The sequence below is a fragment of the Amycolatopsis orientalis genome, assembly GCF_000943515.2.
GTDB classification, from domain to species: Bacteria; Actinomycetota; Actinomycetes; order Mycobacteriales; family Pseudonocardiaceae; genus Amycolatopsis; species Amycolatopsis orientalis.
In genome coordinates this window covers 7,613,462-7,625,640 of record NZ_CP016174.1, presented here as the reverse complement: position 1 = coordinate 7,625,640, position 12,179 = coordinate 7,613,462, and the positions used below count along the sequence as shown (strand labels likewise).

The 12,179-nt window shown below is 68.9% G+C and carries 10 protein-coding genes; 8 read left to right on the top strand and 2 right to left on the bottom strand.

What is annotated here, in order from left to right:
* Positions 1-232: 232 nt before the first annotated feature.
* The 3 genes from SD37_RS33140 (at position 233) to SD37_RS33130 (ending at position 4,404) form a co-directional block, all read left to right on the top strand.
* Positions 233-1,309: an IniB N-terminal domain-containing protein gene (locus tag SD37_RS33140; RefSeq protein ID WP_044851468.1), complete on the top strand. Its 1,077-nt coding sequence runs from the start codon at positions 233-235 to the stop codon at positions 1,307-1,309.
* Positions 1,310-1,435: 126 nt separating this feature from the next.
* Entirely contained in the window at positions 1,436-3,202 is a 1,767-nt protein-coding gene (locus SD37_RS33135; RefSeq protein ID WP_044851467.1) for a dynamin family protein, read from the top strand.
* The gene (locus tag SD37_RS33130) at positions 3,199-4,404 is read left to right on the top strand and encodes a GTPase (protein WP_037303290.1); all 1,206 of its coding nucleotides are present in this window, start codon (positions 3,199-3,201) and stop codon (positions 4,402-4,404) included. The genes SD37_RS33135 and SD37_RS33130 overlap by 4 nt, the downstream gene beginning before the upstream one ends.
* Here the strand turns inward: SD37_RS33130 and SD37_RS33125 are convergent.
* Positions 4,401-5,801, bottom strand: coding sequence for a glycoside hydrolase family 28 protein (locus tag SD37_RS33125; RefSeq protein ID WP_044851466.1), 1,401 nt, complete (start codon positions 5,799-5,801; stop codon positions 4,401-4,403). The two genes, SD37_RS33130 and SD37_RS33125, sit on opposite strands and share 4 nt — an antisense overlap.
* Positions 5,802-5,896: 95 nt before the next feature.
* Positions 5,897-6,298 carry a PPOX class F420-dependent oxidoreductase gene (locus SD37_RS33120; protein WP_044851521.1) on the bottom strand — a complete coding sequence of 134 codons (402 nt, stop codon included), beginning with the start codon at positions 6,296-6,298 and terminating at the stop codon, positions 5,897-5,899.
* A 141-nt stretch (positions 6,299-6,439) separates the two neighbouring features.
* Between SD37_RS33120 and SD37_RS33115 the strand changes: the two genes are divergently transcribed.
* The 5 genes from SD37_RS33115 (at position 6,440) to SD37_RS33095 (ending at position 12,165) form a co-directional block, all read left to right on the top strand.
* Positions 6,440-7,657: a family 8 glycosyl hydrolase gene (locus tag SD37_RS33115; RefSeq protein ID WP_044851465.1), complete on the top strand. Its 1,218-nt coding sequence runs from the start codon at positions 6,440-6,442 to the stop codon at positions 7,655-7,657.
* A 169-nt stretch (positions 7,658-7,826) separates the two neighbouring features.
* A complete protein-coding gene (locus SD37_RS33110) occupies positions 7,827-8,792 on the top strand; it encodes an ABC transporter substrate-binding protein (RefSeq protein ID WP_044851464.1) in 966 nt (321 codons plus the stop codon).
* The gene (locus tag SD37_RS33105) at positions 8,779-9,678 is read left to right on the top strand and encodes an amino acid ABC transporter permease (protein ID WP_044851463.1); all 900 of its coding nucleotides are present in this window, start codon (positions 8,779-8,781) and stop codon (positions 9,676-9,678) included. The genes SD37_RS33110 and SD37_RS33105 overlap by 14 nt, the downstream gene beginning before the upstream one ends.
* Positions 9,671-10,438: an amino acid ABC transporter ATP-binding protein gene (locus SD37_RS33100; RefSeq protein ID WP_044851462.1), complete on the top strand. Its 768-nt coding sequence runs from the start codon at positions 9,671-9,673 to the stop codon at positions 10,436-10,438. The genes SD37_RS33105 and SD37_RS33100 overlap by 8 nt, the downstream gene beginning before the upstream one ends.
* On the top strand, positions 10,435-12,165 hold the full coding sequence (locus SD37_RS33095) for an aminotransferase class V-fold PLP-dependent enzyme (RefSeq protein ID WP_044851461.1): 1,731 nt from the start codon (positions 10,435-10,437) through the stop codon (positions 12,163-12,165). The genes SD37_RS33100 and SD37_RS33095 overlap by 4 nt, the downstream gene beginning before the upstream one ends.
* Positions 12,166-12,179: the final 14 nt, after the last annotated feature.

Below are 12,179 nucleotides of genomic sequence, written 5' to 3'. Positions count from 1 at the left end.
GACCCTTATGGGTGAGAGCTGGCATTAAACCCAACAGGGCGCGTCTCGGTTAAGCCCCTAACGCCCTAACGATGTCATACCGATCCCCTATTGGCTGAGTGAGCGACGACCGGGAGTGATCCCCGATGTGCGGGGAGGCACCCCCTCACTAGCTTCGGTGACCTGCGATGAGCCGTGCCCTCCGGGCGCTGCGCTCGCTCCATCGACCTAGACCCCACAGGAGAGTCCTTTCATGGGTTCCGTCCAGACCCTGCACGACTTCACGCTGAACCTGCTGAACGACACCGCGGCCCGCGCTGCGTTCGCCAACGACCCGCAGCAGGTGCTGGCCGACGCCGGCCTCGGTGACATCAACGCCGCCGACGTGCACGAGGTCGTCCCGCTGGTCCTCGACTTCGTCCCGGTCGACGCCGCCACCGGTGTCACGGGCACCGCCGCCTCCACCGCCGACAACCTGGCGGGCTTCGGCGGCGTCGCGAACGTCGTCAACGGCACCGACGGCGAGTGCGCCGACGGTGTCCAGGGCGCGATCGACCAGCTCACCGCGCTGACCGCCGGTCTCCCGGTCGACGTCCCCGCCCTCCCTGCCGTGCCGAGCCTCGGTGACCTGCCGGGTGAGCTGCCCGTCGACGTCCCGGGCCTGCCGGGCCTGCCGGGTGAGCTGCCCGTCGACGTTCCGGGTCTCCCGGGCCTGCCGGGTGTCCCGGCCGTCTCCGACGTGACCGACGTGTCGAACGCCGCCGCCGGCGTGACCGCCCTCGCGCAGAACACCATCGGCAGCTTCGGCCTGACCGACGACCTTTCGCGTGGCCTCGACTCCGCGTCGCTCGGCCAGGCCGGCGGCATCGCCAACGGCGCCGTCGACACCGCGACCGGCCTCGTCCACGACGTCCCGGCCGTGGACGCCGTGCAGGTCCCGGCCGTCGACTCGGTCCCGGCCGTCGGCGACCTGACCAGCGACCTGCCGCGCGCCGACGGTATCGCGGGCGGTGCCCCGAACTTCCTCTCCGAGGTGGGCGACCTGACCAGCGCCATCGGTCACGTCGACGTCGCCGACGTCACCACCAAGGTGCACGACATCGCGGGCAAGGCGCACGACATCGGCAACGGCAACGGCATCGTGAACGACGTGACCGACAACGTCGCGACGGACGTGACCGACAACGTCGTGAACGACGTCGCGAACCACGCGGGCGTCAACGACGTGCACGACGTCGTTTCCGGGGTGGCCAACAACATCGGCCACGTCGGCGACATCAACATCGGTGCCGGCGACATCGCCTCGGGCAACGACATCCACATCGGCTGAGCTGAATATCCTTCATATCTCACCGGGTGAACGGGCCCCGCGACCACACCAGGTCGCGGGGCCTCCGCCGCGTGTTGGCCCATGCCACATTGATTCCGCGCTTGGTTAAGGGAACACTGCATCCCCGTGACAGCCCCCGCCTGGCTCGACGTGCTCAACGAGACCTTGGACGCCTGTGTCGTCCACGGTCGCGCCGACCTGGCCGAACGACTCCGGCGCAGACGTGACCAGCAGGCACCGGGCACCCGGATCGCGGTGGTCGGTTTTCCCAAACAGGGCAAGGGTTACCTGCTCAACGCGTTGCTGAACGCCCCGGTCTGCGCGGTCGGCGACGCGAGTACGCCCGCCGTCCCCACCGAGATCGGCTACGCCCACGATCCCGCCGCGACGCTGGTCGGGCACGCCCGTGAACGGGTGCCGGTCGGCGAGCTGGCCAAGGAACTCGAGGTGCGCCCGCCCGGTTCACTGCGCCGGGTCGAGGTCGGCCTGCCGCGCGAACTGCTCGGCACGGGTCTCGTCCTGGTGGACACCCCCGCCATCGGGGATCCCCGGTCGCCGCGGACGGCCGCCGCCCTCGACGTCCTCGCCGACGCGCACGCGGTGATCCTCGTCTCCGACGCCACGCAGGAACTCCAGCCCGCCGAACTCGCGCTGGCCCGGCACATCCGGACCTGGTGCCCGGCCTTGGTACTGGCGCTGACCAAGATCGACGTCAGCCCGGACTGGCGGGAACTCGCCGCCCGCAACCGGGCCGCGCTTTCGGAGACCGGCGTCGTCGCCGAGGTCTTCCCGGTCTCCGCGACGGTGCGCCAGGCCGCCGCGAAGGCCGGTGACGTCGACCTCAATGGACGGTCCGGTTTCCCGGAACTCCTGAACTGGGTGGGGGAGCAGGCCGCGCGCGGAGGCGAACGCACCCGCGCGCTGGCCGCCGCGGTGAGTGTCCGCGCGGCGGCGGTCGAGCTGGTCGAGACGTTGCAGACGCGGCTCAACGCCGTCTCGCAGGACAGCGGGATCGACCAGGTCACCCTGCTGCACCAGGCACAACGGCGGACCGAGGAACTGCGGCGCCAGAACGTCCGCTGGCAGAACCTGTTGTCGGACGAGATCACGGATCTGATCTCCGACGCCGAATACGACCTGCGCGAGCGGACCCGGGTGATCGTGCGGCATATCGACCGCACCTTCGACGAGGGCGATCCGGTCCAGATCTGGCCGGATTTCCAGACCTGGCTCGAAGACAACCTCGCCGAGGCCGTCGAGACGAACTACAACTGGGTGTCCGACCGGTCGACCTGGATCGCGCACGCGGTCGCCACCGTCTTCGGGCAGCGGTACGGTCAGGCGCCGGAGCTGCCGCTGACCGGATCCGGGGTGGACTCCATCCCCGAAGTCGGCACCCCCAAGATCGAACGATTCAAGATCGGCCAGAAACTCTTCACCGGATTGCGCGGTTCCTACGGCGGTGTCCTGATGTTCGGCCTGGTCACCAGCCTCGCCGGGCTGCCGCTGATCAACCCGGTGTCCCTCGGCGCCGGTGTCGCGTTCGCCACCAAGAGCGTGCGCGACGAAGGCGGGATGCGGTTGCAGCGGCGGCAGGCCTTGGCGAAAGCCGCCGCGCAGCGCCATGTCGACGACGTGTTCATCCGGTTCAGCAAGGAGATCAAGGACGAGATCCGCCACGTCCAGCGGCGGCTGCGCGACCATTTCGCCGCGCTGTCGGACGAACTCGCGGAAGAGCTGACGCGCCAACGGGAACTGATCGTCGCCGGCTCCGCCGAACGGGAGCGGCGCACGCAGCGGGTCAAGAAGGAGATCGACCGGCTGGCCGCGCTGCACCGGAAGGCGGGAGCTTTAGGAGTGACCGCCCGTGATATCCGGGAACTCTCCGCGTGACAGCCCTGGATGTCCGTGAACTGCTGACCGACGCCGCGTCGCTCTACCGGGACCGTCCGCACGCGGTGGCGATGCTGCAGGAATGCCTGGAGCGGCTGGAAGAACCGCTGCGGGTCGGCTTCGTCGGCACCCCGGGGACCGGGAAGTCCACTTTGGTCTCCGCGCTGGCGGAATGGCCGACCCGGGCATTGCGGGAACTCGAGTTGTTCGACACCCCGGCGCTGGCGGAACACGTCGACGCGACGGTGCGCCTGGTGCGCCACCTCGAACCCGACGAACTCGCCGGTGCCCGGCAGGCGGGCGGTTCGGCGTTCGCGCGGCAGAGCGCGGTGAACTCGGTGCTGGTGCTCGGCCGGGCCGACGAGGTCGGCGCGGGCCGGATCGACGCCCTGCTCACCGCGAAACAACTGGCGCGGCGGGCTTGGCGTGAAGACCCGCGGTGCGCGGGATTCCAGGGCGTCATCGCGGTCGCCGGGCAACTCGGGTACGCCGGGCGCGCGCTCCGCGACGACGAGTTCGAGGTCCTGCGCGCCCTCGCGTCGGTCTCCCGGCAGGATCTGGAGCGCTACCTCCTGTCCGTGGATTCCTTCGTGGACGACCCGTTCCCGGTGCGGATCCCGCCGGAGTCACGGAAACACCTGGTGACACGGTTCGGGCTCTACGGCGTCCGGCTGGCGATCACGCTGATCCGCACCGGCTGCGAGAGCAGGCTGAAACTCTCGGCGGAACTCGTGCACCGCAGCGGTCTCGGCGACCTGCGGGACACCCTCGCCGGATGCTTCGTCGCCAGGGCCGAAGCGCTGAAGGCACGCACGGCGGTGCTGCGGCTGGAAAGCCTGCTGGCCGCCGAACCGCGTCCGCACGGCGACCGGCTGGCCGCCCGCGTGGAGCGGTTCGCCGCGGCCGCGCACGACTTCCGGGAACTGCGGCTCATCGCCGACATCCGGGGCGGCCGCACGGCGTTGTCCGGGGAAACCGCCGAGGAGGCGGCAAGGCTGCTGGGCGCACAGGGACTCGCGCCCACCGAACGGCTCGGTCTCGAACCCGACGCGGACCCGGCCGAGATCCACGAGAGCGCCGAGGGCGCGCTCGTCCGCTGGCGGCAGGAGGCGGAACGGCCGGACGCCGCGCACGCCGAACGCGCCGCCGCGCGGGTGATCGTGCGTTCGGTGGAGGGGCTGCTCACCCTGTTCGTCGCCTAGAGCGGTTTCCCGTTCACCTTCACGTTGCTGATCACGACGTTCTTCGCGTTGCTGATCTGCGGTTTCGGGATGTCGATGTTCGTGAACGCCGAATCGGCGAGCCGGAACCCGGTGAGCGGGCTCTCCGGCGAGCCAGCGATCTTCAGCGCGAACGGCGAGTCGTCCAGCCGGATGTCGCGGGCGTCGATGTTCCGGATCACCGGATGCACGATGTCCCCGAACCCCGGCCCGGTCAGGCTGTAGTTCATGTCGACGAAGATCGCGCCGCGGTCGACCGGGCCGCCGCTCAGATCGCGCACGTGGATGTTCTCGATCACGCCGCCGCGGCGTTTGTTCGTCTTGAGGTACAGGCCGTAGAAGGCCTTGTAGGACGAACCCTGGTGGATCCGGTTGCGCTGCGCGAAAACGTCGCGCACCCCGCCGGACATCTCACTGCCGATGGTGATCGCGCCCCAGCGGCCGTGGTAGTCGTTGTCCTCGATGACGATGCGCTCGCTCGGGACGCCGACCCGGCGCCCGTCGGTGTCCCGGCCGGATTTGATCACCGTGCCGTCGTCGCCGGTGTCGAAGGAACAGTGGTGGATGTGCACGTCCGCGCAGCTCTCGGGGTCGACGCCGTCGACCATCGCGCCCCGGCTGTGGATCTTGATATCGCGGACCGTGACGTTCTCCGACAGCACCGGATGCACCGTCCACATCGCCGGGTTCCGCAGTGACAGGCCTTCGACCAGGATGTTCCGGCAGCCGTAGAACTGGATCATGTTCGGCTTGAGGTAATGCCCGTCCCCGAACTTTCGTTTTTCCACCGGGACGCCGTCGACGGCCATCTGCTGGAGCCGGTCCCAGTCCGGCCCGCGTTGGCCGTCGTAGTCGAACCACGGGCCGGCCTGCGCGTTCCCGTCGATCGTGCCCGCGCCGGTCAGCGCAAGGTTCGCCTGCCCGCGGGCGTAGACGAAGGGGGAGAAGTTGACACATTCGATGCCCTGCCAGCGGGTGTACACCGCGGGAAAGGCGGAAGCACTGGCGGAGAACTTGATCGTCGCCCCGGCGGCGACATGAAGGTCCACATTGGACCTTAGGTGGATCGCGCCGGTGCGGTAGGTGCCGCCGGTGACCAGCACGCGTCCGCCGCCCGCCGCGGTACAGGCGGAGATAGCGGAGGCGAACGCCTTCGTGTTGTCCTTCTTGTCGTCGCCCACGGCGCCGAAGGAGCGGAGGTCGAAGGTCCGGTCCGGGAAGCGCGGCGGGACGATCCGGGCGAGGATCTCCGGGACCCGGTCCCACGGATCCGCGGAAGGCCCCGCCGAAACGGCCGCCGGAGCCAGGGCCGCGCCGGCGGCGAGGAGCCCGCCCGTCAGTCCGGCCGTCTTCAGGAAGTCCCGCCGTGAACCAGCCATGGTCTCTCCTCCGCCGTGTCATACATCATGTACAGGATGTGATGTGACACGGCGGCGGTCAACAAATGTCCCGCTCAGCGGCTGAAGGATCCTCCTCAGGCGTTGCCGAGGACGCGTGTCACGGTGATCTCGATGACCACGCGTTCCGGGTTGGGCTTGGGCTGCCGGTAGCGCGCGGCGTACCGGTTTTCGGCGTCGCGCACCGACTCCGGGTCTTCGCGCAGCACCGCGCGTCCCTCCAAAGTGGACCAGCGGGGCCCGTCCAGCTGGCAGGCGGCGACCGGTATGCCCTTTTCGCCCGCTTCCTTGACCATCCGGGCCTTCTTGGACGAGCGGAAGGTGATCACGCGGGCGATCCCGGCCTCGAAGTCCACCGTGACCCCCACGGCGACCACATGCGGGGTCCCGTCGGGGCGGACGGTGGTCAGGGTGGCGAGATGCCGCTCGGTCCAGAAGTCCCGGAAGGTCTCGCCGCGCGTGCTCAGGTCGATCGTCATGATGCTCACGCTAGGACACCGTTCACGTGAGCGACATCCGAGGTAATAGTAAGGAAACTTTCTTAACGCTCTTGTCTTTGCCCGATCCGGATGTCACGCTCGGAACGCGCCGCCGCCACCAACGACGTTTCCGGAGGAGCAATGAGAAAGACCGTTCGGACAGTGCTGGCCGCGGCCGCGCTGACCGCCGGGCTGGTCGCCACGACCGCCCCCGCCACCGCGGCCACCACTCAGGGAACCCCTTATCTTCCCGGCGTGCTCCGCCCGTCGGTGTCCCAGGCGACGCAGGACGCGGCCCTCGCCAAGTACTACGACTACTGGAAGAAGAACTTCCTCACCACCAAATGCGGGACCGGCACGTACGCGGTGAAGGCGCCCGACGCCGACCACGCCTTCGTCGCCGAAGGCCAGGGCTACGGGATGACCATCGCGGCGATGATGGGGGACAAGGACCCGCAGGCCCGCACCGTCTTCGACGGCATCCTGAAGTTCGTGAAGGCGCATCCTTCGTCGATCGACAAGGATCTGCACGCCGCCGAACAGGACGAGAGCTGCAAGAGCGTCAACGGCACCGACTCGGCGACGGACGGCGACCTCGAAATCGCCTACGGCCTGCTCATCGCCGACAAGGTCTGGGGCAGCGGCGGTTCGGTGAACTACAAGGCCGAGGCGCTGCGGATCATCAAGGCCATCAAGCGCAGCGAAGTGCACCCCACCACCAAGTTCATGCGGCTGGCCGACTGGGCGGACGAGGGCAAGTACATCAACAGCTCGCGTTCCTCCGACTGGATGCCGGGTCACCTCCGCGCGTTCGAGAAGGTCACCGGGGACTCCTTCTGGGGTCAGGTCCGTACCCGGCAGGAGCAGGCCGTCAGCCAGCTTCAGCAGCAGTACGCGCCGAAGACCGGGCTGATCCCGGACTTCGTCGTCAACACCAACTCCACGCCGAAGCCCGCCCCTTACAACTTCCTCGAAGGCAAGGACGACAAGTACAGCTACAACGCCTGCCGTGACCCGTGGCGGCTCGGCGTCGACGGCGTCACCGTGGCGGGCAGCCCGGCGCAGGGCCAGGTGCGGAAGATGAACACCTGGATCCAGCAGAACACCGGCGGCGACCCCACCAAGATCACCACCGGCTACACGCTGTCGGGTGCCAAGATCTCGGGCGAATCCGGCCAGCATCCCTGCTTCACCGCGTCGTTCGCCATCGCGGCGATGAACGACCCGGGCAGTCAGGCCTGGCTCGACAAGCTGTGGACCTCGATCACGACGTGGTCGCCGAACGCCAAGGACTACTACGGCACCGGCATCACCGTGCAGGTCCTGTTGATCCTCTCGGGTAACTACATCGCCGTCTGAGCAAGGACGGCCGCCGGTCGGTCAAGTGTCATAAGGGGTCCCCATAGGACGAAATTCGTCCCATGGGGACCCCTTATGACATCTCTGGACAAGATTTCAACTGCGTGTTGACCTCTTAAACAGCCAGTTGTAGCGTCGGCCACCACCCGAGGCACCGTGGAGGTCCGTCATGCCGTCGACGCCGCACACCCTGACCCGAACCTGGCGCTTGGCCGTGCTCACCGGCCTGGCCACGCTCGTCACCGCGGCCTGCGGAGGCGGGCCCGACGGGGCGGGCGGCCAGGAACCCGCCGCCGGCGCGCCCGCCGCGATCCCCGACACCGCCGCGCTGATCGCCGGGATCCAGAAGGACGCGGGAGTCGCCGGGACACTGCCCGCCAAGTACGCGCAGGCCGGGATGGTGCACCTGGCGTCGAACCTGCAGTCCGCGCCCAACAACTTCTACGCCGCCGACGGCAAGACCCCCATCGGCTACGAGGTCGACCTCGCCAAGGCCATCGGCGCCAAGCTGGGCGTCACCGTGCACCACCAGGACATGGCGTTCGGTTCGCTGATCACCAGCCTCCAGTCCGGCCGCGTCGATCTCACGATGGCCGCGATGAACGACACGAAGACCCGCCAGGCGCAGATCGACTTCGTCGACTACTTCTCCTCCGGCATCACGATCATGGTCCGCAAGGGCAATCCCGACCGGATCGCGGGCCCGGACACGCTGTGCGGCAAGAACGTCGCCGTCGTCCAGGGCACCAGCCACCAGAAGTTCGCCGAAGAGCAGAACGGCAAATGCGCGCAGGCCGGGAAGCCCGCGCTGACCGTGACCGCGACCGACAGCGACACCCAGAACCAGAACCAGCTCCGCACCGGCCGCGTCGCCGCCATCCTCAACGACCTGCCCAGCGCGGTCTACATCTCGCGGACCGCGGGTGAGGGCAAGTTCTTCGAGGTCGTCCCGGGTGAGCCGATCAACGGCGGGCCGTACGGGATCGGCGTCAACAAGGACAACAAGCCGCTGGCCGAGTCCGTCCAGAAGGCACTGCAGTCGCTGATCGCCGACGGCACCTACGGCAAGATCCTGCAGGCCTGGGGCGTCGAGCAGGGCGCGGTCAAGGAGGCGAAGCTCAATGGCGGAAGTTGAGCCGTTGCCGATCGTCCGGCTGCGCCACTGGGGCCGGTGGGTCAGCGCCGTCGTCATCCTGGCGTTGCTGGTCCTGCTCGGGATCGCGCTCGGGAACGCGCAGATCCGGTGGGATTCGGTCCCGGAGTTCCTGTGGTACCGGGTGATGGCGGTCGGTCTGCTCAACACCGTGCTGCTCGCGGTGATCGCCCAGGGTTCGGCGATCGTCCTCGGGATCGTGATCGCGCTGATGCGCCGGTCGGTGAATCCGGTGGCGCGCTGGTTCGCCGCCGGTTACATCTGGCTGTTCCGCGGTCTTCCGGTGCTGCTGCAGATCCTGATCTGGTACAACCTGGCGCTGGTCTTCGAGTTCATCTCGATCCCGCTCCCGTTCGGCGGCTACCTGCTCCACGAGCAGACCAACGTGCTGATCACGGCGTTCACCGCGGCGCTGCTCGGCCTGGCGCTCAACGAGAGCGCGTACATGGCGGAGATCGTCCGCGCCGGGTTGAACAGTGTCGACAGTGGACAGACAGAGGCGGCGAAGTCGATCGGGATGACCCCGGGCGCGACGCTGCGCCGGGTGGTGCTGCCGCAGGCGATGCGGGTGATCATCCCGCCGACCGGCAACGACTTCATCAACATGCTCAAGGGCACGTCGATGGCGTCGGTGATCGGCGTGACCGAACTGATCCACGCCGCCAACAACATCTCGTCCAACAACCTGCTGGTGATGGAGACCCTGCTGGCCGCGGCGGTCTGGTACATGGTCGTGGTGACCGTCGCCGGGGTCGGACAGCACTATCTGGAGCGAGCCTTCGATTCCGAGGACCGGGCACGCGGGCCGTTCTCCCGTGCCGCCAAGGCCTTGCGCACCGCGCCGCTGGTGAGGAGTGAACGTGTCTGAACCACTGCTCAAGGCCGTGGGGGTCCGCAAGAGCTACGGGCACACCGAAGTGCTGAGCGGGATCGACCTTCAGGTCCACAAAGGACAGGTGGTCTGCCTGCTCGGCCCATCCGGCGCCGGAAAGAGCACGTTCCTGCGCTGTATCAACCATCTGGAGACGATCGACGCCGGAGAGGTCTGGGTCGACGGCGAACCGATCGGCTTCCGGCTCCGTAACGGGAAACTGTACGAATTGAAGGAACGCGAGGTCGCCCGGCAGCGGCGCGACATCGGCATGGTGTTCCAGCGGTTCAACCTGTTCGGCCACCGGACGGTGCTGCAGAACGTCGTCGAAGGACCGGTGCGGGTACTCGGCGTCGCCTCGGAGGAGGCGCGGACGCAGGCGCTCGACCTGCTCGACCGGGTCGGCCTCGCGCACCGGGCCGACGCCTATCCGGCCCAGCTTTCGGGCGGGCAGCAGCAGCGGGTCGCGATCGCCCGATCGCTCGCGATGAAGCCGAAGCTGATGCTGTTCGACGAGCCGACGTCGGCGCTCGACCCGGAACTGGTGGGCGAGGTGCTGGCGGTGATGGGTACGTTGGCCGCGGAGGGGATGACGATGGTCGTGGTGACGCATGAGATGGGGTTCGCGGCCGAAGCCGCGGACGAGGTGGTGTTCATGGCCGACGGCGCGGTCGTCGAAACCGGACCGCCGGGGCAGCTCCTGAGCACCCCGCGACACGAGCGGACCAAGCAGTTCCTGGCACGGGTCCTCGCATGACGCGGATCTCGCCGCGGTACCTGCTGCAGTTCGACGAACCGGCCGGGTACCTCGACTTCGCCCGGTTCGGCCCGCCGTCGCACGCCGTGCTCGACACGACGGCGAGCCTGCTCCACTCCTCGACCAGGGCCGGTCCGTCCACTGTGGACGACCTGATGCGGCAGGAGACGAGGGCCAAGGCGGCCGCGGCGCGCCTCTCCGGCAGCGACACCGACCACACGGTGCTCTTGCCGCACACCAGCCTCGGGCTGTTCCAGGCCGCGTTCAACGCCCCGCCCGGCGAGGCGCTGGTCTCGGCGGCGGAGTTCCCGGCCAACACCTACCCGTGGGCGCGCGCCGAACAGGCGGGACGGCTGACCGTGCGGCGGCTGCCACTGGGACACGTCACGGCGGACGCGGTCAAAGCGGCACTGACGCCGAAGACTTCGCTGGTCAGCGTGAGCGCGGTCGACTTCCGCACCGGCTACCGCGCCGATCTGGCGGCGATCCGGGAAGTGGTGGGAGACCGGCTGCTCGTCGTCGACGGCATCCAGGGTTTCGGCGTCACCGAGGCGCCGTGGGAGGTCGCCGACGTGCTCGTCGTCGGTGGCCAGAAATGGCTGCGGGCGGGCTGGGGCACCGGCTTCGCCGTGCTGTCCGACCGCGCGCTGGAGCGGATGGAACCGATCCTGTCCGGCTGGACCGGCGCCCGTGACCCGGGACTGTTCGACGACGAGATCCATCCGGCCGACGACACCGCGGCCGCGTGGTCGCTCTCGAACCTGAGCCCGATCACCTCGGGCGCGTTCGCGGCGGCGCTGGAACTGGTCGAAGAGGCAGGCGTCGCGGCCATCTCCGGCCGGATCGCCGAACGCGTCGGCGAACTCGAAGAAGTGGTGAAATCCGTCGGGGGAGAGGTGGTTTCGGCCGTCGGACGCCGCGCCGGGATCCTCGCCTTCACCTGCGATGGGCACGCCGCCGAACAGGTGGGCGCCGCACTGGCGGATGCCGGGATCGCCGCGACCGTCCGGCCCGAGCACGTCCGGCTGTCCCCGCACGCGTCGACGCCGGCGAGCGCGGCCGAACAGGTGCGGACGGCGTTGGAACGCCTGAGGAAACCGGCCACCGTGATCGCTCCGGGCGTTCCGGCGGCCGGGGTGGCGTCGAGCGATCTGCTCACGGCGCTCGTCCCGGCGGTGCACGCGCTCGCCGCGATGCTGGGGCCGGGCAACGAGGTCCTGCTGCACGACCTGAGCAGGCTGCCGGACTCGATCGTCGCCATCGCCGGGGACCTCACCGGCCGGACGGTCGGCGGCCCGATGACGGATCTGCTGCTGGGCCTGGTCCGCCGCGGTACCACGCAGGACCTGACGAACTACGAGACCCACGGCCCCGACGGCCGCGCGATCCGCTCCTCGACGCTGTTCCTCCGGGACGCCGACGGGGTCGCCATCGGCTGCCTGTGCGTGAACCGGCTGACCGACGGCGCGCCGAAGGCCGACGGGCACGAACCCGAGACGTTCCCGCCGGACGTCGACAGCCTGCAGCGGTTCCTGGTCGGGCGCGCGGTGGCGAAGGCCGGGATCCCGGTGGACCTGATGAAGAAGCGGCACAAGGCGGCCGTGGTCCGCGAACTGGACGAGGCCGGGTTCTTCCTCATCAAGGATTCGGTGGACCACCTCGCCGGGGAGCTCGACGTCACGCGGTACACGATCTACAACTACCTGAACGAGATCCGGGGCACCTAGCGCGTGTTATGAAC